Consider the following 24,939-nt stretch of genomic DNA (forward strand, 5'->3'; position numbering starts at 1 on the left):
CAAATTCACAAAATCGGCTCACAACCAACTTGCGCCGCATCCTACCTGAAGGTTTCGTTTTTTCATTTTGACCGTGTTTGTGACTTGAAGGTCAGAGTTATCTGACGTTCGGCCCACGCGGCACCACTTCATACCCCGGCTCTTCGGGTTCATCGTCGGTCATCTCGGCCGGGAACCCATCTGCCAGAATCGACAGGCCCGTGGCATCTTCTAAGCGGCGAATGATGTCGTCAGACTGCGCGCGGCTGCCATAGCGTGTCTGACCATCTTTGAAGATGTCGATCATCAATGGGCTGATTTCGAGCGGGATGTCATGCTGTTCCGCGATTTTGTGGAACAGGCCGATATCCTTGAGCACCAGATCCATGGTGAACGAAATATCGCGGCTGCCGTTCAAAATGACCTGACCTTCGGTTTCCGCGACAAAGGACGTGCCCGAGGAGATCGTGATTGCCTCATAGGTGGTGGCCATGTCCATGCCCGCGGCTTTCATCGTCACCATCGCCTCGCAGAGCGTCAGCAGGTTGGCGGTGGCCAGATAGTTGGTCATCACCTTGAGCACAGATGCGGATCCGATAGGACCCGTGTGCAGCACGCGCCGGCCCAAAGTGGTCAGCATCGGCAACATGCGCTCAAAAGTATCCCGGTCGCAGCCCGCAAAGATCGAGATATTGCCTGTGGCGGCACGGTGGCAACCGCCCGAAACCGGGCATTCGATGGGGGCGGCACCGGTGGCGCGCACCAGCTCGGCGATGCGTTTAACCTCGGTCTCGTCTGTGGTCGACATCTCGGCCCAGATCTTACCTTCGCTCAGCCCGGCGATCACGCCATCAGCGGCCTCCATCACGTCGCTACAGGCGGCAGGCGATGGCAGGCAGGTGATGATGACATCGCACTTTTCAGCGAGTTCCTTTGGGCTGTCCGCACTGTCCGCACCACGGGCAACAAAGTCCTGCACAAAGTCCTGGTTCAGATCCCGCACGGTCAGGTCGTACCCATTGCGCAGGATAGACCCGGCAAGTTTGCCGCCAACGTTCCCAAGTCCGATAAATCCAATTTTCATTACCTAATCCTTTTGATGGCCAGCGCTCAGGCGTTTTTCACGATCAATATCACCCGTGCGTTCCCTTTGGCCTGAATTGAATGATCCCGATCAGCACGGTAGCGCAGGGTGTCGCCCACTTCTGCCAACGCAGTTTCCTCATCTGAGCGGACCAGTACGGTTCCTGCAAGCACGGTCAGATGTTCCTCGCAATTTGCTTTGTGGGGCGCGCTGTCCAACAGAGCGTTATCTTTGAATTCAATGTCGTAGACTTCGGTCTGTCCGACATCTTCTGGGGCGCTTAGGATACGGATAATGCAACCACCTGCCTTGCTGTTGATCTGGGGTATCTCGTTGGCGCGCACCACTTCTTTGATGGAACGCGGCGCATCGGCGCTTTCATCCAAAAGCCCGGCGAAATCAACATTCAAGGCGCGGGTGAGGTTCCAAAGACTTGCCACTGTTGGGCTGGATTCGCTGCGCTCAATCTGTGACAGCATTGATCGTGAAACGCCCGAAAGCCGTGCCAGTGCTTCAAGGCTCAGTCCCTTCTTCTTCCGCTCTTCCTTGAGGCGCGCGGCAAGACGTTCTCCTATTTCCAAATCAGCAGGCAAAGGGCGGCACTTTCATTTTTTCAGGCTCATAGCAATTTCATGAATGTGCGCAGAGAACTGAAAATTTGAAAGAGGCAATTGAGACCCGGTGCGCAACAGCCTGTTGCGCTAGGCTGCCCGCTGGCGGGCAAGGTGGATCGCATCATACCACCGCAAGACGTGATGCCCGGGCCGACCGTGTTCAGGTAAACCACTGCGATCAAATGTGTGCAGGATACTGCTTTGCAGATGGGTCGCGTTGCGTCGGATGCGGCCAATATAGAGGCTTTCCAATGCCGTACCCGCCGCCAGCATTGTCTCATGACCCGGCAACAATAGTTGAGAGTAACAGATGGTCGGACCGCAAGGTTCATTAAGCGCGGCAAATCCGTTCACCAAATGACGTGCAGGCACCAATACGGCTTCCTGGCTGAACAGGTACTCGACTTCTGGTCCATCGATCACAAGGCGCTGATCCGGGGATACGATGATGTCCTGCTGCAGGCCAAAGTAGGGCGCACGCAGGCGGATGGGCTGATAGCTGCCGCGCGCAGGGACCATCCTGCTGACCCGCTGTAAAACAGGGACGATGCCGGCACTTTTGGTCAAAACGGTATCGCCACGCTGCAACTGTCCGGCTTTCTTGTACCCGAGAGGAGTCGCCAATGGCGTGTCGGGCAGAAGTGTGGGCATCGGACCAATCGGCTCAATCTGATTTGAGAGCGCTGCGAATATCATATCTGGGGCAAATGTCTGATCGCCACGGCCCAGCATCAGGTCGCGTATGTCATCCAGAGACAGGGGACGCGGGTTTTCAACGGCAACGCTGACAACTTGCATGTCTTCGGGTTGTTCCAGCGTCATGCGTCCCCATTTTGCGGTGCTGTCCCAGGAATAAGTAATGCGTACAACATCGGTGCGGCCCGCATCCTCATGTTGGATTGCGGCATGGGTGATCGCCTTGCCCTGGACCTGAACCATCGCGACCCCGCCACCAGGGATCGCCTGAAACGTGAGGCTGCGCAACCAAGGATGTGTTGTTTTATAGCCAAACAAAACCTGCGGTCGCCCGTCCGCAGACAATCGTGTTTCAAACATGATCGTGCCACGTGTCAGCATCGCACGCGGGTCATCCGCCAGCAGGGGGGTGTCTTTCTTATCTGACCCCAACCCGCGAAGGGAAAAGCGACGGTCATCGTGATCAGTGAGGGCAAGCCATGTCATGATCAGGCCGCCTGTGTCGCGCGCAAAAGGTGGGCTTCGTACCTTTTGAGTGTCCGACGTGCAGCTGGCGAATACCCTTTCCCGGTATCGGGATCCATTTCGGGGAATATCGCACAAATTTCGTCCACGATGTCCGCCTCAAAGCTTTTGGTTGTCTGCGGGCCGGGCAGAAAGCTTTCTGTTTCCAATCCTTCGGAAAACACGACCTGATGCCGGTCGAACATCAGATGAACATAGCACACCTCGCCTCCTTCACGACGCAGGACCGACCGGTCATTCACCAGGTCACGTGCGGCGATCAGAACCTCGGCTTCGCCGAACAGCAGTTCCGCCAGATTGTCGCGGATCAAGATACGATGGAGGGGCGACACCAGAAGATCACGGTGTCTACCAAAGGTGTTCGCCCGGATGTGAATTGGGGCAAAATCACCACTTGCTTCAACGTGACGTGTGCCAATCCAACGTAGCTGCTGGGGACCATCGTCTTTTGTCATCACCAGATCACCAGGTTGCAACAACTCTGCTGCGCATTCGCCATCGGGGGTTGCGATGAGCGTACCGGCAACAAAACAGGGGACACTTGTCGCGTTAACAAAGCCAACGTCCGTGTTCGTCCCGTTGTCGATCGAATAGGTGAAATTAAAGTTTTCGACATCACCGTCACCGGTAACAGTAAGTGTGCCGTCCGCGTTCAGTTGCACCGTCTGACCCGTCGGCAGGGTGATAAGGGTCCCGACTGAAACACCTTGGCCGTTGATCTTGGTGATCGTCAGCGCACCGACACCATTGTTGATATCATTGCCCAAGACATCGATGGTTTTCTGTCCGGTGGGAAATACATTGACGGCGTCAGAAATGGCAACCAGATCAGTTTGAACAGAGTCTCCAGCGATCAGAAGATTTGAATCGTAGCTGCTGTCAGACACATCCGCGATGGCGATCCGCATGGAGTTTACAACCCCAGGGTTGACGAACATGGTCAGGGTCAGCGTGATGGTGAACCCGTCCATCTCGGTGTTTGCCTGAGAGTTTTGGTTGGACACATACATGTTGATGTTGTTCGAGGTGTTGACGTTGCCGGGGTCAACATCACCATTGCCCACGTCCATCGGAACAAGGGTGCCATTGATCCAGACGCCCACAAAATCCTGATAAATTGAATTCTGAAACTCAGGGTACTCTTCGGAAGAAAACACAAACTGCATCGTCATGACCGAGGTGTCGGGGATGAAATCAATATCCAGCGTTGCCGCGTCATAGGTACGCGCGCCAGCTGCTGCGTTGTACTGGGGGTTGTTGTTTGTGCCGGATGTGTTTGTAGAGGTGTTGGCCCTTTGGTTGGCTTGACCATTGGAATTGGTAAAATCTTCTGCGTTGCCCGTCGACAATATGACGCCGGTGTCTCCCGGTACGACGCCCGGCGAAGTCGACAGCCCGCCCGAGTAGATGCCGGCGCTGTCGATATCGCCAATAAAGGTTGCCCCGGTGACAGTGACGCCATTGCCAAAGATGGCATTCGCCATATCCATGGCCGTCGTGCCCTCGCGGACCGTGTCAATCGGAAGTTCCGACGCTGCAACCATTTCTGTGTCCCAACCTTTGTTCGAGGTGGCCACAGTCAGCGCGACACGGATTTACCCCATGTCATTAGTTGATTTGATGATCCGTCTGCCCTGTTTTCAGGTGCTAGACGCGAACTACACTGCTGATGCCCTGCCTCGGGTCATATTATTAATGAATTCATAACACGAGACATGGGGAACTGTTAAGCTTTTCCTGCATCCACCCCCTTGGCACTTCACTTTTTTCGCCACAAAAAGGGTCGAACACACGTTCCCCCAAACAAAGGATCCGAAATGTCTGGCGTCGACCCTGCTGAATTGACCGCAAAACTGGTGCGTTGCGCCTCTGTAACGCCTGCAAACGAAGGGGCGCTGGAAATCCTGTATGATCTGCTTAGCGATGCGGGTTTTGACTGCGTTTGGGCGGATCGTGGTGGCATCAGGAACTTGTTTGCCCGGTGGGGCAACAAAGGCAACACCCGGTCCTTTGGGTTTAACGGACATACCGATGTTGTTCCGATCGGGAACGAAGCGGATTGGACGATGCCGCCGTTTGGAGCCGAAGTAAAAGACGGCGTCATGTACGGCCGCGGCACCACCGACATGAAATCGGGCGTTGCGGCGTTTGCGGCAGCGGCGGTTGATTTCGTGCGCAAAACCCCGCCTGATGGGTCGATCATTTTGGCAATCACCGGCGACGAGGAAGGCGATGCTGACGACGGCACCACCGCCTTGCTGGACTATATGACAGATCATGGCGAACGTATGGATGTCTGCCTTGTGGGGGAACCAACTTGTCCTGAAACCATGGGCGATATGATGAAAATTGGCCGCCGTGGATCGATGAATGCACATTTTCGCGTTGTAGGAAAACAGGGCCACGCGGCCTATCCACACCGGGCAAACAATCCGCTGACTGCAATGGTCCGATTGATGGATAAATTGGCATCCCATGAGCTGGATCAGGGAACGGACCATTTCGACGCGTCCACTTTGGCTGTTGTCACGGTCGACACCGGCAATCCGGTCACCAACGTCATTCCAGCGGCCTGCACAGCAGCGATCAACATTCGCTTCAATGACCTGCACTCTGGGGCGAGCCTGACCACATGGCTGGAACAACAGGCCAAGGAAGTTCGCGAAAACTTTGGGGTTCAGATTGAGGTAGAGGTTAAGATTTCAGGGGAAAGTTTTATCACGCCTCCCGGACCGCTGTCAGACATGGTGTCAAACGCGGTTGCCGCTGAAACAGGTGTGACGCCCACGTTGTCGACCAGTGGCGGCACCTCTGACGCACGTTTTGTCAAGGCGCATTGCCCGGTGGTGGAATTTGGTCTTGTAGGGCAATCCATGCATCAGGTCGACGAACATGTGCGGGTGGAACACATTCATAAACTCAAGGCGATTTATGGCCGCATCCTGAAAGACTACTTTGCGTGAACGTGTGCATTGTGCAGACCGATGATATTCTGGTGCGTAGAGTGTGGCGGTGGATGGCTGTCAAAGCATCGCACCGGGGCACGGTGCAAATGCTGTGAAGCCTACCCTGATCATCATGGTCAAAGAGCCACACCCCGGCAGGGTTAAAACCCGGTTGGGACACGATATCGGGATGACGGCGGCGGCGTGGTGGTTTCGCCACCAGACGCGCCGATTGATCCGCAGCATGCAGGACCCGCGTTGGCATGTGGTCTTGGCAGTGGCCCCCGACATCGAAGGGCTGCAAAGCCGCGTTTGGCCCGGCCATCTGACCCGATGGCCGCAAGGGCGCGGAAATCTGGGGGATCGTATGGCGCGGATGTTGGGGCAGGTCGTGCGCGGCCCGGCTTGCGTCATTGGGGCCGATGTTCCCGGCATCAGGCGGCGTCATATTGCAGAGGCTTTTCAGACGTTGGGCGCACATGATGCGGTGTTTGGCCCTGCGCCCGATGGTGGATATTGGTTGATCGGCCTGAAACATCCGCGGCGACAACCGCCGATGTTGTTCAAAGATGTCCGCTGGTCCAGCGAACATGCGCTTGCCGATACCAAGGCGACCATGCCGGGGTACCGCATTGCTGATATTGCGACACTGCGTGACGTGGACGAAGTGATCGATTTGACCATGACGTGACACCATGCGCGTGCTACCTGAGGCACATGAAAACATTACCGTCAAAAACCGAGATCCTCGAATGGATCGAACAAAACCCCACTCTGACCGCCAAGCGCGACATCGCCAAGGCGTTTGGGATCAAAGGTGCCGCCCGCATCGACCTCAAGCGTATGATGAAAGAGTTGGAGGTCGAGGGCCATCTGGAAAAACGCAAGAAAAGCTATCAGGACCCGGACCGCCTGCCGCCCGTATCGGTGTTGCTGGTGACAGGTACCGACAAGGATGGTGATCTTTTTGCCAAACCGATGGAATGGCAGGGCAGCGGTAAAGAACCTGCTGTACTGCTGATCCCGCGCGCCTCTGATCCGGCGCTGGGCGAAGGGGACCGTATTCTTGCCCGGCTGACGCTGGTCAAAGGGGAGGGGCACGAATACGAGGGGCGGCTGATCCGGCGGATCGGCACCAACCCTATTCGGGTCATGGGCATTTTTCGAAAAACCGGCGAAGGGGGGCGTATCCAACCCATCGATAAGGGTGCGGACCGGGAATGGACCGTTGCCAGCGACGCAACTCATGGTGCCAAAGATGGTGAGTTGGTCGAAGCCGAACAGGCCGGGCCAAAAGGACGGATGGGATTGCCGCGCGCGCGGATTATTGAGCGATTGGGTGATCCATCTGCGCCCAGAGCGGTGTCCCTGATTGCCATTCACCAGCATGGCATCCCTGACCAGTTTCCCGATGATGTCATCGCAGAGGCGGACGCCGCTAAACCCATAGGGCTTAAGGACCGTGAAGACCTGCGCGACCTGCCGTTGATTACCATTGATCCATCTGATGCGCGGGACCACGATGATGCATGTTATGCGCATGCTGATGACGATCCTAAAAATGCTGGTGGTCACGTCATCTGGGTCGCAATTGCCGATGTCGCAGCTTATGTCACCCCGGGTTCCGCATTGGACCGAGAGGCGCGCAAACGTGGCAATTCCACCTATTTCCCTGACCGGGTTGTGCCGATGTTGCCAGACCGATTGTCTGGTGATCTGTGTTCTTTACACGAGGGTGTGCCACGCCCGTCAATCGCCGTGCGGATGGTGCTGAACGCCAATGGCCAAAAGCTGTCGCATTCTTTCCACCGCGTGTCGATGAAATCACCTGCATCTCTTCATTACCAAGAGGTTCAGGACGCCATTGACGGTGCCCCAAATGACCGCACTGGCCCATTGTTAGAGCCCGTTCTAAAGCCGCTTTATGCCGCCTATGCCGCCCTGACAGAGGCCCGCAAACTGCGGCAACCACTTGATCTGAACCTGCCGGAACGGCGGATCGAACTGGGTGACGATGGCAAGGTGAGTTCTGTCAACTTCAAGGATCGGTTGGATGCGCATCGGCTGATCGAAGAATTTATGGTTTTGGCCAATGTTGCAGCGGCTGAAACACTGCTGGCCAAGAAAACGCCATTGCTGTTCCGTGTGCACGAGGAACCCTCACCAGAAAAACTTGAAAGCCTGCGTGAGACTGCGCAAGCAGCAGGGTTCACGCTGGCCAAGGGTCAGGTCTTGCAAACCTCTCATTTGAACCGATTGCTGAATGACGCGGCCGGAACAGACGATGCCGAACTGATCAACATCTCGACATTAAGGTCGATGACTCAGGCCTATTATGCGCCCGCTCACATCGGCCACTTTGGCCTTGCACTGCGGTCATATGCGCATTTCACATCACCAATTCGGCGGTATGCTGACCTGATCGTTCATCGGGCGCTGATCACCGCGCATGGCTGGGGCAAGGATGGCCTGCAGGCCGAAGAGATTGAAGCGCTTGAGCATACCGGTGCGCATATTTCTGACACCGAACGCCGATCCATGATGGCGGAACGCGATACAACAGATCGTTATTTGGCGGCGTTTCTGTCGGAACGTGTTGGAAATGAATTTACAGGGCGGATCAGCGGGATCGCGCGCTTTGGTGCGTTTGTGAAACTGGATGAAACCGGGGCTGATGGATTGCTGCCGATGCGATCGCTCGGGCGCGAGTACTTTCATCACGACGCCGAGGCGCAGACGTTGACAGGGTCAGACACCGGGATGACGATCAGCCTCGGCCAACACGTCATCGTGCGGTTGGCCGAAGCTGTGCCCGTTACCGGCGGGATCGCTCTCGAACTACTGGAGATTGAAGGTCAAAAAATACCGCAAGGCGGTCGGAACCCGGCTGGGCGCAGCCCCCGGCGCAAAGGCAGCAATGCCAAACGCAAGAAAGACAAGATCAAGCGCAAAGTGACACGGACGCGGCAGTAGTTCTGGACACCGACAACGCATCCTCAGTCCGGTCAATGTAGTGACACAGGATTTCATCTTCGGCGATCCGCGTCTTGAGCAAGGTCGTGCCGGGCGTCGCGCGCATACCGGCAAGCATCGCGGCAACGGACGCATCTGCGGCAGTTGGCTGGTCCCCGAAAAGGAACCTGCCGTGCCATAGGCGGGTTGTGATCGCCTGCAGATCAGGTTCAATTCTTTGCATCCGCTCTTGTGGCGTCAGGCGGCCAAGCCCCTGCCGATCCATCCCCTGCAAGCAGGCCTTGCGCAGTTTGTTGGTGACGAACCCCCGCAGGACCGAAGGAATAGCGGTGAAATAGGTGTCACGAATTGTCGGCCAAACGGTGTCTTCGCCCCAGCGTTGCAGGACGCAATGGAAATACAGGTGCTCCTCGGCCATCCGAATGAATGCGCGCGAGGTTGCCTTTTCCATGTCGCTGAGGCCCGCGTCAAAATCGGCCCCCTGTTGTTCAAGGTAAGCCCGGATGTTGTCGCTATCGTGGATAAGGGTTTGACCCACGCGAACAACAGGTAACTTTTGTTTGGGCATCTTTCGGGGGTCCATGCTGTCTTCGCGCTGCCATTGCAGGCCAGACATATTCAGCATCCATACCGCTTTGACGCAGAATGGGCTGGCGCTGATCTGGCCAAATGCAGGGGCAAATGTGATGAGGGTGATCATGAGGTTCTCCAATTCAGATTCTAGGCGTCTGATATCAGTGGATGCTGTCAATTTCTGTCAGCACAGGTTAAGTTGAGAACATGAATCGCACGCACCGCCTGTTTCAAATGATGACCTCACTGCGGCGCATGCCTGCACCGGTGCGGGCCGTGCAGCTGGCAGATGAACTTAATGTGTCGCTGCGCACGGTGTATCGGGATATTGACGCCCTGCGGGGTCTGGGTGCCGTGATTGATGGGGAAGCCGGATTTGGGTACACCCTGATCGAAGACGCCGCTTTGCCGCCCTTGGGTTTCGAGAATGATGAACTGGAAGCATTGGTTCTGGGGCTGCGCGACGTGGCAGTAATTGGTGATCCGGCATTAGCGCGTGCGGCTCAGTCTGCATTGGCCAAATTGACGGCACGCGTCCCACCGCGGCAGGCACACCGCCTGCAACATGCCATCTTGGACGTACGTCGTTTCAGACGACCGGAACCGCCCCGCATCAATGTTGCAGATCTGCGCGCCGCCACGTGGGACGAGGAAACCGTCAGTTTTGGGTATACTGACGCCAAGGGGGCCGCCTCACAACGCGAGGTCGATCCGTTGGGCATCGTTTACATGCAAGACACCAATATGCTGATGGCATGGTGTCACCTTCGGACAGATTACCGCGTTTTTCGCCTGGACAGAATGGATGGCTTGGCGCGAACAGGCAAAAGCTTCAGGCCTCGACGGGTTCCGATGCTGCGCGAACATCTCGCCCGGATCAGAGCCGAGATTGAAGCAATGGCGGAAAGCAGCGCGCAACGATTGTGACCTCTTTGGCGGACGGCAAAATCCTACTAGGATTGGATAGGAAGCCAATCATAAGAAATGGAGCAACTATGCTGAGGCAATTCATTACAGGCATCACGATTTTGGCAGGCTGTGTGGCCCCTATCGCTGCACATGCGCAAAAATCTATGCGGCCTGTGGCGCGTAGTGAAACCATCAAGATTGCAGCGACTGAGGCTCTAACCCCGTCACCACAGACCGCGGCCGATGCGGGACTAAATATCTGGATCAAAAATTTCCGCACCCGTGCGCTTGAGCAAGGCATCGAGGGTGCGACGTTCGATACGGCGCTGCGCGGTGTCACATATGATGCACAGGTTATCCAACGCGACCGCAACCAATCTGAGTTTACCAAGACGATCTGGGATTATCTCGACACTGCAGTGTCTGATTTGCGCATTGAAAACGGACGCAAGGCTTTGGAAAAATGGGATGAGACCCTGATCGAAATCGAGACGGATTTTGACGTCGACAAAGAAGTCATTGTTGCCATCTGGGGTTTGGAAAGCGCCTATGGCACGTTCCGCGGCAGCAGCAGCGTCATAAATTCCTTGGCGACCTTGGCCTATGATGCCCGCCGCTCAGAATTTTTCGAGGATGAGCTGATCAACGCCCTCCAGATATTGCAAAGCGGAGATACAACACCGGACCAAATGACAGGCAGCTGGGCGGGGGCCATGGGGCATACTCAATTTATGCCATCCTCATTCAACAAACACGCCGTCGATCATGACAAGAATGGCAAACGAAACATTTGGGGAGAGGATCCTACCGACGCATTGGCCTCAACCGCTGCCTATCTGAAACATTTTGGCTGGAAGAAGGATCAGCCCTGGGGTGTTGAGGTTCAGGTGCCGAAGGGTTTTGACTATCTTTCGGCAAACCGGTCAATCCAGAAACTGCCAAGTGAATGGGCCGCTGTGGGCGTCACAGATGTAAACGGAAATTCGGTCAAGGATCACGGTTTGGCTTCGGTACTTTTGCCAGCAGGCGCTGAAGGGGCCGCATTTTTGGTCTTTTCAAACTTTGAGGTGATTGAGCATTACAACACCGCAGACGCCTATGTGATCGGCGTGGGCCACCTGAGCGATCGTATAAAGGGCGCGGCACCGATCAAACATCTATGGCCACGCGAGGATCGCGCGCTGACCTATGATGAACGGATCGAACTGCAAAAACGGCTGACCGCAGCGGGATTTGATACGATCAAGATTGACGCGAAAATGGGGCCGCTGACGATCAACGCGGTGCGCGGGTTTCAGCAATCTGTTGGTGTTGTGCCGGATGGCTATCCGTCGCTGCGGTTGCTGGACAGGTTGCGCGCGCTGTGAGGGTGGCACGGCAGGACGATCGCCCTGCCGCGCAGAGATAAGTGCTTAAGACGCCGCCTTGAGCATGTCTTTTTCTTTCAGCGTGGCATAGGTCGCGTCCAGCGCGAGCTTTGCCCGTTTGGCAAACTCGTTAATCTCCTCGGGCGTGATCACCAGCGGAGGCGAGATGATCATGCGGTCGCCGACATGGCGCATCACCAGATTGTTGGCAAAGCAATGTTCGCGGCACATGTATCCCACTGTGCCACCATCGCTGGCAAAAGACGCCCGGCTTTCCTTGTGCGGCGTCAGAGGGATTGAGGCCATCATGCCGGAGATATTGACGCCACCCACCAGCGGGTGATCGCCCAATTTTTGCAGCGCTTCATTCAACGCGGGACCAGCCACATTGCGCACGTGATCAAGGATGTTTTCCTCTTTCATGATGCGCAGGTTTTCAAGTGCCACAGCGGCACACACCGGATGCCCAGAATAGGTATAGCCGTGGTTGAACTCGCAGGCATCAATGACCTTTGCAATCTTGTCGCTGACGATAGAGCCACCAATTGGCGCATAGCCAGAGCTGAGACCCTTTGCGATCGTCATTATGTCAGGAGTGATGCCCATGGTCTGCGAGCCGAACCAATTTCCCGTACGGCCAAAACCGCAGATGACCTCGTCAGCAATCAACAGCACATCGTATTTGGTGCAGATGCGTTGAATCTCGGGCCAATAGGTGCTGGGCGGGATAATCACGCCGCCTGCACCCTGTACAGGTTCACCAATAAAGGCCGCAACGTTCTCGGCACCCAATTCAAGGATCTTGGCTTCAAGCTCCTGCGCGCGGGCAAGACCGAAGTCATCTGGTGTTTGGTTGCCGCCTTCGGCCCACCAATCGGGCTGACCGATATGATGAATGCCGGGGATCGGCATGCCGCCTTGTTCGTGCATGTAGGTCATGCCGCCCAAGCTACCTGATCCAACGGAGGAGCCGTGATACGCATTCTTGCGGCTGATGATGTGGCTTTTTTCTGGCTGGCCCCTTTGTGCCCAATAGACGCGGACCATGCGCAGGTTGGTGTCGTTCGCCTCTGACCCTGAGCCTGCAAAGAAGACGTGGTTCAAATCACCCGTAGCCAGATCGGCCAATTCCTTGGCCAGCGCGATGGCAGGGACATGACTGGTCATGAAAAAAGTATTGTAGAAGGGGAGCTCGTCCATCTGCCGCGCGGCGACCTTACCCATTTCCGGGCGGCCATATCCAAGGTTCACACACCACAGACCCGCCATTGCATCGAGGATTTCGTTGCCATCGCTGTCGGTCAGGTAAATTCCCTTGGCCCGCGTGATAACGCGCGCTCCCTTTTCTGCCAGCTCATTATTTGTGGTAAAAGGATGCATGTGGTGGGCAGCATCAAGCGCCTGTAGTTCAGAAGTGGGCAGGTGGTTTGTAATGGCGGTCATGGCGCATACCTCGTGGAAAGCGGCGAAAATCAATGACCGCAGAATATGATCAAATTATGCGAAGTCAAACCGAATCAATAGGTGGGTCAATCTGATTGCAGGGCTGCGCGGACCTGACGGATGCCTTGTTCGACGTCCTGTGCCATCGCCTCGGCTGCGGCTTCGATATTGCCGGCAGACAAGGCATTGAGTAGATCCATATGTCTGTCAGGCAGATTGTTGGTGCCAAAGCGGCCGCAGACGACCCGCAAAGAGGGCCCAAACCGAAGCCATAATTGGTCAACTGTCGCGGTCATGATCGCCGCATTTGCGCAGTCATAGATAAACGCATGAAACCGATAATTATGGGTTAGATAACCGCCGACATCGCCCTGCTCGATCGCCATATTCAGATCGTCATCACAGCTGCGAAGATGGACAAGTTGAGCCGTGGTTATCCGATTTGCCGCGCGCCGCGTCAGCTCGGGTTCCAGAGCTTTTCTCATAAAACCAAGCTCTTCGACGCTTTCGGCAGTCAGAATCGGGACGCTGACCCGGCGATTGCCCTGATGGGTCAGCGCGCCCTCGGCGATCAGCCGACGAAGCGCTTCACGCACCGGAGTCATGCCCACACCCAACTCTGACGTCAGCCCCTGAATTGTAACCGCCTGTCCGGGTGCCAGATCACCAAAGAGGATCATCGCCCGCAGACGCTCGTAGACGTGCTGATGTACAGGTGCCTTTCCGGTATCCTCAGACGTGAAGGGATTCGTCGGAGCGATCAGTTCCTGGTTCATCATCAAACGCCTGCTTTATGGTCGATATCGGTTACCTTGCACCAACGTGCCGTGCATGAAAGCATAAATTATCTTGCCGTGAGAGGCAAAACTTGATCAAATTAGCCAAAGGCGGGGAAAAACCCTGTCTGTATCACGTCGGTATGACGTCTGTATAACGGGAGTATTACATGAAACTTGGAATTTTGGGCAGCGTTGCTGCCACGGCCTTGCTTGCATCCACGGCGATTGCCGAAGAGGTGCGCGTTTACAACTGGTCTGACTATATCGACGAATCTCTGCTCGAAAAGTTTGAGACAGAAACTGGTATCGATCTGATCTATGACGTGTTTGACAGCAACGAGGTGCTGGAAACCAAGATGCTAGCCGGTGGGTCAGGCTATGACGTGGTTGTGCCCTCGGGCACGTTCCTGCAGCGCCAGATCACGGCGGGCGCGTTTCAGAAACTGGACCAGTCCAAGCTGACCAACTCTGGCAACATGTGGGATGTGATCAATACCCGCGTGGCGAAATATGACCCCGGCAACCAATATGCGATCAACTACATGTGGGGCACCACGGGCATTGGCGTGAACATCAACAAAGTCAAGGAAGTGCTGGGCGACAATGCGCCTGTAGATTCGCTTGCGTTGATATTCGAACCGGCAAACATGGAGAAGCTTGCGAGTTGCGGTGTGCATTTCCTTGATGCCCCGGCAGAGATCATTCCGGCGGCACTGGCCTATATGGGCGAAGATCCCGACAGCCAAGACCCGGATGTCATTGCAACGGTAGAGCCGACGCTGACAGCGGTGGCACCGTTTGTGCAGAAATTCCACAGTTCTGAATACATCAATGCGCTGGCGAATGGGGACATCTGCGTGGCTTTCGGTTGGTCCGGGGACATTTTGCAGGCGCGTGACCGTGCGGCAGAAGCGGACAATGGTGTCGAGATTGAATTCAATGCACCCAGCGAAGGGGCGTTGATGTGGTTCGACAACATGGCAATCCCGGTCGATGCGCCAAACCCGGATGGCGCACATAAGTTCCTGAACTTTATCATGGATGCGCAGAACATGGCGGCGGCATCGAACTATGTCTATTACGCCAACGGCAATCTGGCCTCACAGGAGTTTCTGGAAGAAGACGTGATCGGTGATCCGGCGATTTATCCGACACCTGAAACGCTGGAGAATCTCTATACCACGTCGCCTTATGGCCCCAAGGTGCAGCGGGTTGTGACGCGGCTTTGGACCAAGATCAAATCCGGTACCTAAAGTTTGCTGACAAAGGGCGAGGCAATATCAGCCTCGCCCTTTTTTGACTGCCAAGACCTCCCGAACAAAAGAAAGAAGCACCCTGTGAGCCAGACTGTTTTTGCACCTTGGGATGATCCTAACGAAAAGCCACTGATCCGGTTTGAGAATGTAACCAAGAAATTTGGCGAGTTTGTCGCCATCGACGATCTCACGTTGGATATCTATGCTCAGGAATTTTTTGCTCTGCTGGGGCCATCAGGATGCGGCAAGACGACAATGATGCGCATGCTGGCCGGGTTCGAAAACCCGACAGAAGGCAAGATGGAATTGGCCGGACAAGACATCGCCGATGTGCCGCCCAACAAACGCGCCGTCAACATGATGTTTCAGTCTTATGCTTTGTTCCCGCATCTGAGCATCTGGGAAAACATCGCCTTTGGTCTTAAGCGTGACAAGCAAAGCAAAGATCAGATTGCGGCACGGGTTGATGAGATGCTCAAGCTCACCCGGCTGGAAAAATTCGCACAACGCAAACCACATCAGATATCCGGCGGACAGCGGCAGCGTGTTGCATTGGCGCGGTCTTTGGCCAAGGCACCGAAACTGCTTTTGCTGGACGAACCTCTGGGCGCGCTGGACAAGAAATTGCGCCAAGATACCCAGTTTGAATTGATGGACATTCAGGAAACGACAGGCACCACATTCGTGATCGTGACCCACGATCAGGAAGAAGCAATGACCGTGGCATCCCGCGTGGCGGTGATGGATGAAGGCCGGATCATTCAGGTGTCCACACCGGCGGCGATTTATGAATATCCAAATTCGGTTTATGTTGCAGATTTCATCGGCGAAGTGAACATCATTGAGGCCACGGCAAAAGCAGTGGGCAAGGATAAATATCAGCTCGACTGGGCTGACGGGCAGGACCCTATCGTTGCAATGTCTGAGCACCCCTTCAGCGATGGGCAAAAAGCGCATCTTGCCATTCGACCCGAAAAGATTGGCATCAGCACTGAAAAAGCCAAGGACGCGGCAAATGCACTGCAGGGAAAGGTTCTGGACATCGCATATCTAGGCAACCTTTCGACCTATCATGTGGAATTGCCCGGTGGTCAGATCATCAAGGCGCAGACCGCAAACACCCGCCGTCTTGCGCGGCGAGATATCACCTGGGAAGATCCCGTCTGGATTTCATGGAGCGCGACTGCCGGCGTGTTGTTGGCGCAATGATGCGGCGTTTTGCTCTGATTGCGGTTCCCTATGCATGGCTCCTGGTGCTGTTTCTGGTGCCGTTCATTATCGTTTTCAAAATCTCGCTGTCTGATACGGCACTGGCGATCCCGCCCTATACCCCAACCTTGCGCGACGGGTTGGGTGCCCTGCTGGCGGAATTGGATTTTGAGAATTTTGCCTTCATCGCGTCCGACGATCTGTATTGGAAAGCCTACCTCAGTTCCTTGCGCATTGCGGTGATATCAACGTTCTGCACGCTTTTGGTGGGTTATCCCATTGCTTACGGCATGGCCAAAGCGCCCGAAGAATGGCGGCCAACCCTGATGATGCTGGTGATCCTGCCATTCTGGACCAGCTTTCTGATCCGGGTCTATGCATGGATGGGTATTCTCAGCACCGAAGGATTGCTGAACCAGTTTTTGCTGTGGCTTGGTGTTATCGGAGAGCCTTTGACGATCCTGAACACAAATACAGCCGTCTATATTGGCATCGTTTACACCTATCTGCCGTTCATGATCCTGCCCATTTACGCAGCGCTCGACCGGTTGGATGAATCCCTGAACGAGGCAGCAGAGGACCTTGGCTGTTCGCGCACGCAGGCGTTTTGGCTGGTCACGATCCCATTGTCTAAGAACGGTATCATTGCCGGGTGTTTCCTGGTCTTCATTCCGGCGCTGGGCGAATTTGTGATCCCCTCGTTGCTGGGTGGTTCCGGCACGCTGATGATCGGCAAGGTGTTGTGGGAAGAGTTCTTTAACAACCGCGACTGGCCCGTCGCGAGCGCGGTTGCGGTGATCTTGTTGTTGATCCTGATCATCCCGATTGTGCTGTTTCAGCGGAACCAACAAAAGCAAGCGGAGGCAGAACAATGAAGCGTCTCAGCTGGTTCAATGTGACCTCTCTGACCTTGGGGTTTGCGTTTCTCTATATCCCGATGATCATCCTGATCATCTACAGCTTTAACGCAGGTAAATTGGTGACGGTCTGGGCCGGGTTTTCGACCAAATGGTATGGCACCCTGTTCCAGAATGAGGCGTTCATGAACGCTGCCTGGGTCACGATCAAAGTCGCTGTCATCTCATCCACCTTTGCCACAATCCTTGGCACGATGGCGGCCTATGTGTTGGTGCGTGGTGGGCGTTTCATGGGGCGCACATTGTTTTCGGGGATGATATACGCGCCGCTGGTCATGCCCGAAGTGATAACCGGTTTGTCCTTGCTGCTCTTGTTCATTGGCATCGGGTTGGACCGTGGAGTGCTAACCATCGTTCTGGCGCATACGACGTTTTCGATGTGCTATGTCTCGGTTGTGGTGTCGTCGCGGTTGGTCACATTTGATCGGTCTTTGGAAGAAGCAGCACTCGATCTGGGGTCGTCCCCCTGGGAGGCGTTCCGGCTGGTGACACTGCCCATCATCGCACCTGCGGTCATTTCCGGTTGGCTTCTCGCCTTTACACTCAGCCTTGATGATCTGGTAATCGCCTCGTTTACCTCAGGGCCGTCCGCCACAACCTTGCCGATCAAGATCTTTAGTGCCGTACGTTTGGGTGTGTCGCCCGAGATCAATGCGTTATCGACGATCATGATTGCGATTGTAACCATCGGCGTGATCAGCGCCTCTTTGGTCAGCAAACGCAATTCCCTGCGTTCCCAAAAAGAAACGCAAGCGGCGGAACGCACCGCCGAATGAAGCGTATCTATCCGGACTTCGCCTATAGCGATGCGCCCCGCGCGGGATGCTGGTGGGATGAAACCTGCCAAACGCCCGAACGGCCTGCGTTGGCAGGTGATCACCGATGTGATGTGGCCATTGTCGGGGGTGGGTTTACGGGCGTTTCAGCGGCTCTGCACCTGGCAGAAGCAGGGGTTGAAGCAACTGTTCTAGAGAACCGATATGTTGGATGGGGTGCGTCAGGACGTAATGGTGGGTTCTGCTGTCTGGGCGGGGGCATGCAGGACAACGTGGCATTGGACAAACAGGTTGGTCGATCCGGGCGTGATGAATGGCGACAGACCGAACTTGCGGCGGTTAATCTGGTTGAGGACCTGACCACCCGGTTCAACATTGAGGTCGATCGCCAATCTGACGGCGAAACCCAATTGGCACACCGTCCAAAAGATATGGAAGAGCTGCGCGATAAGCTTGACTATTATGCCGAGAATTATAGCGTAAAGGCGCGGCTGACAGAGCAGGCAGATCTAGAGTCCGAGGGCATGAACGCGGGTTTTTATGGGGCTCTGACCCTGCCCATTGGTTTTGGTCTAAACCCCCGCAAGTACCTCTTTGGATTGGCCGCGGCGGCGGAAAATGCGGGCGCAAAAATATTTCACGAAACACCTGTGATACGGATCACAAGGCATGCCGGAACGTTCCGCATCCAAACACCAAATGGCACGGTGACAGCCGAAAAAGTCATTATCGCCACCAATGGGTATTCATCCGAAGACCTGCCGGAGTGGTTGGCCGCGCGTTATATGCCCACGCAATCCAGTATTATCGTTACGCGGCCCATGTCTCAGACCGAACTGGGCGCGCAGGGATGGACAAGCGGGCAGGCGTCCTATGATACGCGCCATTTGCTGCATTACTTTCGGCTGATGCCAGACAATCGCATGTTGTTTGGTGTCCGTGGCGGGCTGATGGCAAACGCGGCATCAGAGGCGCGCGCCATAAAACGCGCACGCGCTGATTTTGACGCGATGTTCCCCGCGTGGCGCAACGTTGAAACCCCGCATGCGTGGTCCGGTATGGTCTGTATCGCCCGAAACAGAATGCCGTTTGTTGGCGAAATACCGGGCGAGAATGGCATGTTCACCAGCCTTTGCTATCACGGAAATGGCGTTGCCATGGCCAGCTATTCCGGCGCACTGCTGGCGGATATCGTGCAAGAAAAAGAACCGACGAAAATCTATCCGGAAGTGGTGAAACGCCCGCTTGCGCGATTTGAGTTGGGGCGTTTAAGGCGCGCAATCATGCCTTTTGCCTACGCCGGTTTTGCGCTGTCTGATCGATGAGGCGGGAATAGAGCGGTTGTGGAAGATGCACAGCCCGCCCGGTTTGGCTCTATCCAGCCTCTCGCAGGCCATTAACATTGCCTGCCGATACCGCCGACCCTCCCTCTAGTATCAATATGGTTTCCCCGGCTTGAGTACGGGCTTCTACGATACGGGCATAGGTTTCCACCGGGTCAGACAAAAGCAACTCGCCGTTAGCGCGGCTTTCGACCACAAAGCTGTAAAGTCCGTCCTGAAACGGCGTGCCATCATCCGACACGCCCGCCCATTCAATCGGTTCAGCAGAGACTGGGATGGCGCGGCGCTGCACTTCGTGACCGTCAATGTCATAGACGACGAGAAACACTTCATCAGACGCGGCCGCAGGGTTCGGCTCCATCGCGATGGGGCTGCCGTCAAATTGGACGGGGGCAGTGGTGCGTGCCTCCAACCCGATCCAGTTGGCCATTTGTGCCATGTTTCCCGATCCCAATTGCGCGGTTAGTGCAGATAACAGATCATTTGACAGCACCTGTTGTTCAACCATTGAAAACTGTGCCAGCTGGGCGGCGTATTCGGATGAATCCATAGGCTCAAGCGGGTTTTGATGCTTGGCCTGCGCGGTGAGCATTTTCAGGAAAGTTTCAAAATCCGATGCCAAAACAGCTTCGCTTGGTGCCGCGGCGCTTTGCGTTGCACCCCTGTTGGCGGCAGCGGTTGTCGTAGAAATATCCATGGGTGCCCTTTCTTAAAGCCTCAAGTCAAGGCCAGTCAGGACCTCGGAAGAGAGATGGATGCGTGTGTTTTCGATATCTTCATGATCAGGATCTGGGGGCACCGCTTGCCCCCTCTGATCTGTTGAGTGATCAGCCTGCTCATCCGAGGTGTTCTGCTCTGCACCTGAAAACGAAAATCCAATATCCTCGTATCCCAGCTTTTGAAATTCCTGTGCAAGCTGGTCGATATGGCGGCGCAGCAAATCGAGCGTTTCAGGACGTTCAGCCAGCACGTTCACGACCAGACCATGTTCTGAAGGAACAACGGAAAGCCGCACACGTCCCAATTCCTCTGGACTGAGGGTGATGTCAACGGGACGGGCCGGCAGGTGCTGCGCCACCTCGGCCAGTTGACGTGCGATGTACGCGGGCATCTCGGGACGTAACGGAACAGACCCATGCTGAGTTGTGGGGGCATGCGAAATTTCTGGAGGGAGCAGCGAAAATGGCTCTGTCACAAGCGTTTTTGAAAGGAGGGTCTGGTTCGGGGCCGCTTGTCGCGCTTCGGCATTCCAAGACATGCTTTGAATTAGGCCAGTTGGCATTGGTCTGGTCGAAGGTGATGTGGCCCGATCCAATGTTGGCCTCATGGTGAGGTCAAATCGTTCCGGAATTGGCATTTGCCCCCTGTGATCCATGCCCGACGCTCTGATCAGCGCATCGGCCTGTGCGCTAGACCCGGCCCTAAATACCTCAAAGGCTTTTGGTTCACCCGTCTGTGGTTGTTGTATTGTTGATTTTCCAGGTGAGGTGGACGCAGCCTTCTCAAGGTTCTTGCCCGACATTGGAACGATCATGCGCTCGATGTTCTGACTATCCACTGTCGCCTTCTGGTCTGCTCTTGCTTCAAATGGATGCGCTGCATTTGGGTGAGCGTGAATTTTTCCTTCATGGGCCACAGTTGAACTTGCTTGCGTGTTAAGGCTGAAATTATGGGAAACCTGCGCTTGAGTTTTGGATGCCACGGGCCCGTTAAAGTGATCTGGATTGGAGAGAATTTTTGTCGGTGGAACCGCGTGAGAATCGCCAGATTTGGAAGCGGCGGTGCTTTGTATGGCTTTCGCCAAATCGCCATTTTCCAATGGCTGCTGCTTTCGGTGCCCTGAAATAGCAGCGCTGATCGCGGGATCACTAGCTAGCTGAACAGAGTCTTGAACAGACAGCCCGTCTGCCAAGCTGGTGCGTTTTGCCAACGTGTTTGATCCGTCCATATCTCGCTCATCCGCTGAATCATCTGTGATGTCCGCCGGTTGATCGGTCTTTTTCGCAGGATCCGCCGGTGGGACGATGACCTGTGTATCAATAGATTTGGCGTCATTCTCGATTTCAAAAATCTTTTGAAAGCTCGCGAATGTGTCACCCCCTCGTCCGGCAAGGTCTTCATTTGTGTATTGCTGAGGCGGCACCTGTTCACTTCCGCCCGTCGACGGATTGCCTGCCGGAGCACTCTGGCTGGGGAGTTGCGATAATAAAGGATGCATGGTCGACCTCCGGGAGTTCTTCTCCGATTTGGTCACTATGCGCCGACATCCTTACTGGTTGTTTACCGCTTTCAGCGCAGGATCACAAAAATAGAACGCAATTTAAGGACCTGATGCATGACGCACTTATTACCTGTGGGACCAGCAGCACCCACTGTTGTCAAAGACAAGGCCTTGATGGAAGCCGCCCAAAAACTGGAGGCCACTTTTCTGGCTGAAATGCTGAAATCGTCAGGGCTTGGTCAGGCGAGTGAGAGTTTTGGGGGTGGGGCCGGAGAGGATCAGTTCGCGTCATTTCTTGTTCAGGAACAAGCGATGCAAATGGTCAGGGCCGGTGGCATCGGGTTAAGCGAATCAATTTATGAAACTTTAAAGGAGCGGCAGAATGTCGGATGATAGAACTGAGTTGAACGTTGACGCACTTGAGGCGCTTCTTGAAGAAGAACGCACAGCATTGCTGAGCGGTGTGCTGGACAAGCTGACGGACATGTTGCCGCGCAAAGAGGCATTGATTGATGCCCTGAATGGCGTTCCTCATCCGGACATTCCGACGCTTCAGTCGCTCGATATCAAGGTAAAGCGAAACCAGCTGTTACTGGATGGTGCCTTGGAGGGGATCAGAAATGTAGCCGAGCGTCTGGCGACCTTGCGCCGCTTGCGCGGATCGCTTGAAACCTATGGGTCCGATGGCAAGAAGCGGAACATTGGCGTCGACACGGATCATTCTGTCGAAAAACGCGCATGAGCGTTTGAATAAAAAGCTGCCTACTCAATCCGGGCGCATTTAGGGGGCGTTAAGGTAAAACCGGACATGGTGGCGATGCATCCGAGGTCGGGTGGCGCATCGTGATCAAACATAAGCGATTGCACAGGTCAGAACGACATTTCGTCCAACCCTGAATAGGGAGGGACAACAACGGACGCAAAGCGTCAATGACTGAAGGAACATGCTTATAGCGACCTTCCAGGCACCACCATGATGCCCACCGCTGACGATGATCTTCTTACGTTTAATGATGACTGGTGCCAAATTGCTTTGCGCACCCATCTCCACCACCTTTATTCACCCAAGACCTTTCTAGGGCGCTAAGGTTTACCGCCTGCTTAACATATCCAAATGTCATTACTTCTTTTGTGTCCTTGTACTTGGGTTGGCTTTTGCAGCAGATGGATATCAAGGAGTAAAGCCATCATGCAGCAACCTGTGACAGACAGTGGATATTCATGGTTTCGGCTGGTGCTGACCCTGTTGGTTGCAACCGTGGCGAATGCTGGCATGTGGGCCATCATCGTCATCATGCCCGCGGTGGAGGCGGAGTTTGCGACCACCCGTGCGGACGCGGCACTGCCTTACACCCTGACAATGATCGGTTTCGCGCTGGGCAATTTTGTGATCGGACGGGCAGTGGACCGGTTTGGCGTCACGCTGTCGCTGATCTTTGCCGCATTGGCTATTGTTGCCGGGCTGGGCCTGGCCATTCTGTCGCATTCTATCGTCATGCTTTCTTTGGCGCAGTTGCTGGTTGGCTTCGCATCTGCCGTTGGGTTTGGCCCTTTGATTGCCGACATCTCTCATTGGTTTGTACGCAGACGCGGGATCGCCGTGGCGCTTGTGGCAAGCGGCAATTACCTGTCCGGGGCGATCTGGCCAATGGTTCTGGCAGGCATCTTGCAAGACAGCGGTTGGCGTGCGGTCTATGCGGTGATGGCGGTTGTTACACTGGTCTGCGTGATCCCGCTGTCGCTTGCCCTGCGCCGACAGGTGCCGGAAGATGCGCGCGACGCAGCGCAACTGGCGTCGTCCCTCAATGCACAATCGTCAGGTCTAAGCCCGCGTACGTTGCAATACCTTCTTGGCCTTGCTGGCATCGGATGCTGCGTCGCGATGTCGATGCCGCAAGTCCATATCGTATCGCTTTGCGTGGGCCTTGGTTTTGGTCCGGCAGTGGGCGCACAGATGCTGTCATTGATGTTGCTCGGCGGTGTCGGATCGCGCATCGTATCTGGTTTGCTGGCGGACCGGCTTGGCGGTGTGCGCACTTTGCTGATTGGCTCAATCCTGCAATGCCTTGCATTATTCTTGTATCTGCCGGCCGGCAGCATGGTTTCGCTATACACGGTCAGCCTGATCTTTGGCCTGAGCCAAGGCGGTATCGTGCCCAGCTATGCGCTGATCGTCCGCGAATATATGCCCGCAAAAGAGGCCGGTGCGAGGGTTGGTTTCGTCTTGATGGCAACGATCCTGGGCATGGCGCTGGGCGGTTGGATGTCGGGCCAGATTTATGATCTGACCGGGTCGTACCAATGGGCCTTCATAAACGGCATTGTCTGGAACGGGCTGAATATCGCAATCATGATCTGGCTGCTCAACCGCAGCCGTCCGCGCGCACCGCGCATGGCCGTTCAACCGCTTTGAGCGTGCTTGCGTGCCTTGGTCAGGGTGATCTGCTTTTGCCGCTCGCGAAAACGATCTTTATCCCAATCTGATGTTTCATCAAAACAATTGTGGCAACTGACGCCGGCCTCAAATTCTGGTCGTTTGGTATCAGACGGCAAGATCGGTCTGCGACAGCCATGACACAGCTCATGCGGCCCTTCGACCAGTCCGTGCCCCACGCTCACGCGGTTATCAAAGACAAAGCAATCGCCCTGCCATGTGCTTTGATCCTGCGGGACCTCTTCAAGGTATTTCAGGATGCCACCTTTTAAGTGAAATACATCTTCGACACCCTGGCCTAGTAAGTAGTTTGTCGATTTCTCGCATCTGATGCCGCCGGTGCAAAACATTGCGACCTTTTTGTTGTGGAACCGATGCTTGTTTGCTTCCCACCACGCAGGGAATGCTCTGAAGCTTTCTGTCTCAGGGTCGATGGCCCCGTCAAACGTGCCGATCGCCACTTCGTAGTCGTTGCGGGTGTCGATCACCGCCACGTCTGGGCTTGCAATCAGGGCGTTCCAGTCGCGCGGTTCAACATAGTTTCCGACCCGTGAAAGTGGATCAACATCGGGTTGGCCCATCGTGACGATCTCACTCTTTACCTTGACTTTCATCTTGCCGAAGGGGCGGTTGTTGCTGGTCGACATCTTCCATTCCAGATCGGCACATCCGGGCAGGGCGCGCAGATTCGCGATCACGGTTTCGATCCCGGCTTGCGGCCCAGCGATGGTCCCGTTCACCCCTTCATGGGCCAGCAACAAGGTGCCTTGTACGCCCTGCGCGACGCAAAGGTCGAGCAGCGCAGGTTGCAGTGCGTCGGGTTCGTCAAACCGAGAAAAGTGATAAAGGGCAGCAATTGTGTACATGGGCAGTGAAATAAAGGGTGCAGGGTCTGT

General features: G+C 55.3%; 23 protein-coding genes and 1 pseudogene. 13 read left to right on the plus strand and 11 right to left on the minus strand.

Features of this window, described 5'->3' with window-relative positions; all coding sequences use genetic code 11:
- Positions 1 to 97: 97 nt before the first annotated feature.
- The 4 genes from ACEWL3_RS01390 to ACEWL3_RS01405 form a co-directional block, all read right to left on the minus strand.
- Positions 98 to 1,063, minus strand: coding sequence for an NAD(P)-dependent oxidoreductase (locus ACEWL3_RS01390; RefSeq protein ID WP_386177247.1), 966 nt, complete (start codon positions 1,061 to 1,063; stop codon positions 98 to 100).
- 26 nt (positions 1,064 to 1,089) lie between these two features.
- Entirely contained in the window at positions 1,090 to 1,656 is a 567-nt protein-coding gene (locus ACEWL3_RS01395) for a helix-turn-helix domain-containing protein (RefSeq protein ID WP_386177248.1), read from the minus strand.
- 108 nt (positions 1,657 to 1,764) lie between these two features.
- Positions 1,765 to 2,859 carry a Hint domain-containing protein gene (locus ACEWL3_RS01400; RefSeq protein ID WP_386177249.1) on the minus strand — a complete coding sequence of 365 codons (1,095 nt, stop codon included), beginning with the start codon at positions 2,857 to 2,859 and terminating at the stop codon, positions 1,765 to 1,767.
- A gap of 2 nt (positions 2,860 to 2,861) precedes the next feature.
- Positions 2,862 to 4,442: a Hint domain-containing protein gene (locus ACEWL3_RS01405; RefSeq protein WP_386177250.1), complete on the minus strand. Its 1,581-nt coding sequence runs from the start codon at positions 4,440 to 4,442 to the stop codon at positions 2,862 to 2,864.
- 273 nt (positions 4,443 to 4,715) lie between these two features.
- Here ACEWL3_RS01405 and dapE point away from each other — a divergent pair, with 273 nt between their 5' ends.
- From dapE to rnr, 3 genes are all read left to right on the plus strand, one after another.
- Entirely contained in the window at positions 4,716 to 5,861 is a 1,146-nt protein-coding gene (dapE, locus tag ACEWL3_RS01410; protein ID WP_386177251.1) for a succinyl-diaminopimelate desuccinylase, read from the plus strand.
- Between the two features lie 94 nt (positions 5,862 to 5,955).
- Positions 5,956 to 6,534, plus strand: coding sequence for a TIGR04282 family arsenosugar biosynthesis glycosyltransferase (locus tag ACEWL3_RS01415; protein WP_386177252.1), 579 nt, complete (start codon positions 5,956 to 5,958; stop codon positions 6,532 to 6,534).
- A gap of 26 nt (positions 6,535 to 6,560) precedes the next feature.
- Positions 6,561 to 8,816 carry a ribonuclease R gene (gene rnr / locus ACEWL3_RS01420; RefSeq protein WP_386177253.1) on the plus strand — a complete coding sequence of 752 codons (2,256 nt, stop codon included), beginning with the start codon at positions 6,561 to 6,563 and terminating at the stop codon, positions 8,814 to 8,816.
- Here rnr and ACEWL3_RS01425 read toward each other — a convergent pair.
- A complete protein-coding gene (locus tag ACEWL3_RS01425) occupies positions 8,785 to 9,516 on the minus strand; it encodes a glutathione S-transferase family protein (RefSeq protein WP_386177254.1) in 732 nt (243 codons plus the stop codon). The genes rnr and ACEWL3_RS01425 overlap by 32 nt on opposite strands.
- An 80-nt stretch (positions 9,517 to 9,596) precedes the next feature.
- Here ACEWL3_RS01425 and ACEWL3_RS01430 point away from each other — a divergent pair, with 80 nt between their 5' ends.
- Positions 9,597 to 10,316 (plus strand): helix-turn-helix transcriptional regulator, encoded by a 720-nt coding sequence (locus ACEWL3_RS01430; protein WP_386177255.1) that lies wholly within the window; start codon positions 9,597 to 9,599, stop codon positions 10,314 to 10,316.
- Positions 10,317 to 10,384: 68 nt separating this feature from the next.
- Positions 10,385 to 11,665: a lytic murein transglycosylase gene (locus tag ACEWL3_RS01435; protein WP_386177256.1), complete on the plus strand. Its 1,281-nt coding sequence runs from the start codon at positions 10,385 to 10,387 to the stop codon at positions 11,663 to 11,665.
- A gap of 45 nt (positions 11,666 to 11,710) precedes the next feature.
- Here the strand turns inward: ACEWL3_RS01435 and ACEWL3_RS01440 are convergent, their stop codons facing one another.
- Both ACEWL3_RS01440 and ACEWL3_RS01445 read right to left on the minus strand, forming a co-directional pair.
- On the minus strand, positions 11,711 to 13,108 hold the full coding sequence (locus ACEWL3_RS01440) for an aspartate aminotransferase family protein (protein ID WP_386177257.1): 1,398 nt from the start codon (positions 13,106 to 13,108) through the stop codon (positions 11,711 to 11,713).
- 86 nt (positions 13,109 to 13,194) lie between these two features.
- Positions 13,195 to 13,887 (minus strand): GntR family transcriptional regulator, encoded by a 693-nt coding sequence (locus ACEWL3_RS01445; RefSeq protein WP_386177258.1) that lies wholly within the window; start codon positions 13,885 to 13,887, stop codon positions 13,195 to 13,197.
- A 167-nt stretch (positions 13,888 to 14,054) separates the two neighbouring features.
- Here ACEWL3_RS01445 and ACEWL3_RS01450 point away from each other — a divergent pair, with 167 nt between their 5' ends.
- The 5 genes from ACEWL3_RS01450 (at position 14,055) to ACEWL3_RS01470 (ending at position 19,370) form a co-directional block, all read left to right on the plus strand.
- The gene (locus tag ACEWL3_RS01450) at positions 14,055 to 15,140 is read left to right on the plus strand and encodes a polyamine ABC transporter substrate-binding protein (RefSeq protein ID WP_386177259.1); all 1,086 of its coding nucleotides are present in this window, start codon (positions 14,055 to 14,057) and stop codon (positions 15,138 to 15,140) included.
- Between the two features lie 84 nt (positions 15,141 to 15,224).
- Positions 15,225 to 16,352, plus strand: coding sequence for an ABC transporter ATP-binding protein (locus ACEWL3_RS01455; protein WP_386177260.1), 1,128 nt, complete (start codon positions 15,225 to 15,227; stop codon positions 16,350 to 16,352).
- The gene (locus ACEWL3_RS01460) at positions 16,352 to 17,227 is read left to right on the plus strand and encodes an ABC transporter permease subunit (protein WP_205389896.1); all 876 of its coding nucleotides are present in this window, start codon (positions 16,352 to 16,354) and stop codon (positions 17,225 to 17,227) included. The genes ACEWL3_RS01455 and ACEWL3_RS01460 overlap by 1 nt, the downstream gene beginning before the upstream one ends.
- Positions 17,224 to 18,045, plus strand: coding sequence for an ABC transporter permease (locus tag ACEWL3_RS01465; protein WP_386177261.1), 822 nt, complete (start codon positions 17,224 to 17,226; stop codon positions 18,043 to 18,045). The genes ACEWL3_RS01460 and ACEWL3_RS01465 overlap by 4 nt, the downstream gene beginning before the upstream one ends.
- Positions 18,042 to 19,370 carry an NAD(P)/FAD-dependent oxidoreductase gene (locus tag ACEWL3_RS01470; protein ID WP_386177262.1) on the plus strand — a complete coding sequence of 443 codons (1,329 nt, stop codon included), beginning with the start codon at positions 18,042 to 18,044 and terminating at the stop codon, positions 19,368 to 19,370. Before ACEWL3_RS01465 ends, ACEWL3_RS01470 begins: the two co-directional genes overlap by 4 nt.
- A gap of 49 nt (positions 19,371 to 19,419) precedes the next feature.
- Here ACEWL3_RS01470 and ACEWL3_RS01475 read toward each other — a convergent pair whose 3' ends face one another.
- Positions 19,420 to 20,085 (minus strand): flagellar hook capping FlgD N-terminal domain-containing protein, encoded by a 666-nt coding sequence (locus tag ACEWL3_RS01475; protein WP_386177263.1) that lies wholly within the window; start codon positions 20,083 to 20,085, stop codon positions 19,420 to 19,422.
- 12 nt (positions 20,086 to 20,097) lie between these two features.
- Entirely contained in the window at positions 20,098 to 21,642 is a 1,545-nt protein-coding gene (locus tag ACEWL3_RS01480; RefSeq protein ID WP_386177264.1) for a flagellar hook-length control protein FliK, read from the minus strand.
- Positions 21,643 to 21,723: 81 nt separating this feature from the next.
- Here ACEWL3_RS01480 and ACEWL3_RS01485 point away from each other — a divergent pair, with 81 nt between their 5' ends.
- Complete coding sequence (locus ACEWL3_RS01485) at positions 21,724 to 22,002, plus strand: rod-binding protein (RefSeq protein ID WP_386177265.1); 279 nt, start codon at positions 21,724 to 21,726, stop codon at positions 22,000 to 22,002.
- Entirely contained in the window at positions 21,992 to 22,351 is a 360-nt protein-coding gene (locus ACEWL3_RS01490) for a flagellar biosynthesis protein FlgN (protein ID WP_386177266.1), read from the plus strand. Before ACEWL3_RS01485 ends, ACEWL3_RS01490 begins: the two co-directional genes overlap by 11 nt.
- Before the next feature lie 186 nt (positions 22,352 to 22,537).
- Here the strand turns inward: ACEWL3_RS01490 and ACEWL3_RS01495 are convergent.
- Positions 22,538 to 22,654: pseudogene (locus tag ACEWL3_RS01495) on the minus strand (chemotaxis protein MotB); the annotation flags it as partial.
- A gap of 144 nt (positions 22,655 to 22,798) precedes the next feature.
- Here ACEWL3_RS01495 and ACEWL3_RS01500 point away from each other — a divergent pair.
- Positions 22,799 to 24,022 carry an MFS transporter gene (locus ACEWL3_RS01500; protein ID WP_386177267.1) on the plus strand — a complete coding sequence of 408 codons (1,224 nt, stop codon included), beginning with the start codon at positions 22,799 to 22,801 and terminating at the stop codon, positions 24,020 to 24,022.
- Here ACEWL3_RS01500 and trhO read toward each other — a convergent pair.
- Entirely contained in the window at positions 24,010 to 24,909 is a 900-nt protein-coding gene (trhO, locus tag ACEWL3_RS01505; protein ID WP_386177268.1) for an oxygen-dependent tRNA uridine(34) hydroxylase TrhO, read from the minus strand. The genes ACEWL3_RS01500 and trhO overlap by 13 nt on opposite strands.
- Positions 24,910 to 24,939 lie beyond the last annotated feature (30 nt).

Origin of the sequence: Sulfitobacter sediminivivens, from assembly GCF_042611115.2 — a bacterium.
Classification (GTDB): domain Bacteria; phylum Pseudomonadota; class Alphaproteobacteria; order Rhodobacterales; family Rhodobacteraceae; genus Sulfitobacter; species Sulfitobacter sediminivivens.

Bases quoted from the DNA above. Each gene is read 5' to 3' on its own strand.
- ACEWL3_RS01390 (WP_386177247.1), bottom strand. From the start codon at position 1,063: ATGAAAATTGGATTTATCGGACTTGGGAACGTTGGCGGCAAACTTGCC.
- ACEWL3_RS01400 (WP_386177249.1), bottom strand. From the start codon at position 2,859: ATGACATGGCTTGCCCTCACTGATCACGATGACCGTCGCTTTTCCCTT.
- ACEWL3_RS01405 (WP_386177250.1), bottom strand. From the start codon at position 4,442: ATGGTTGCAGCGTCGGAACTTCCGATTGACACGGTCCGCGAGGGCACG.
- dapE (WP_386177251.1), top strand. From the start codon at position 4,716: ATGTCTGGCGTCGACCCTGCTGAATTGACCGCAAAACTGGTGCGTTGC.
- rnr (WP_386177253.1), top strand. From the start codon at position 6,561: ATGAAAACATTACCGTCAAAAACCGAGATCCTCGAATGGATCGAACAA.
- ACEWL3_RS01425 (WP_386177254.1), bottom strand. From the start codon at position 9,516: ATGATCACCCTCATCACATTTGCCCCTGCATTTGGCCAGATCAGCGCC.
- ACEWL3_RS01430 (WP_386177255.1), top strand. From the start codon at position 9,597: ATGAATCGCACGCACCGCCTGTTTCAAATGATGACCTCACTGCGGCGC.
- ACEWL3_RS01435 (WP_386177256.1), top strand. From the start codon at position 10,385: ATGCTGAGGCAATTCATTACAGGCATCACGATTTTGGCAGGCTGTGTG.
- ACEWL3_RS01440 (WP_386177257.1), bottom strand. From the start codon at position 13,108: ATGACCGCCATTACAAACCACCTGCCCACTTCTGAACTACAGGCGCTT.
- ACEWL3_RS01445 (WP_386177258.1), bottom strand. From the start codon at position 13,887: ATGATGAACCAGGAACTGATCGCTCCGACGAATCCCTTCACGTCTGAG.
- ACEWL3_RS01450 (WP_386177259.1), top strand. From the start codon at position 14,055: ATGAAACTTGGAATTTTGGGCAGCGTTGCTGCCACGGCCTTGCTTGCA.
- ACEWL3_RS01460 (WP_205389896.1), top strand. From the start codon at position 16,352: ATGCGGCGTTTTGCTCTGATTGCGGTTCCCTATGCATGGCTCCTGGTG.
- ACEWL3_RS01465 (WP_386177261.1), top strand. From the start codon at position 17,224: ATGAAGCGTCTCAGCTGGTTCAATGTGACCTCTCTGACCTTGGGGTTT.
- ACEWL3_RS01470 (WP_386177262.1), top strand. From the start codon at position 18,042: ATGAAGCGTATCTATCCGGACTTCGCCTATAGCGATGCGCCCCGCGCG.
- ACEWL3_RS01475 (WP_386177263.1), bottom strand. From the start codon at position 20,085: ATGGATATTTCTACGACAACCGCTGCCGCCAACAGGGGTGCAACGCAA.
- ACEWL3_RS01485 (WP_386177265.1), top strand. From the start codon at position 21,724: ATGACGCACTTATTACCTGTGGGACCAGCAGCACCCACTGTTGTCAAA.
- ACEWL3_RS01490 (WP_386177266.1), top strand. From the start codon at position 21,992: ATGTCGGATGATAGAACTGAGTTGAACGTTGACGCACTTGAGGCGCTT.
- ACEWL3_RS01500 (WP_386177267.1), top strand. From the start codon at position 22,799: ATGCAGCAACCTGTGACAGACAGTGGATATTCATGGTTTCGGCTGGTG.
- trhO (WP_386177268.1), bottom strand. From the start codon at position 24,909: ATGTACACAATTGCTGCCCTTTATCACTTTTCTCGGTTTGACGAACCC.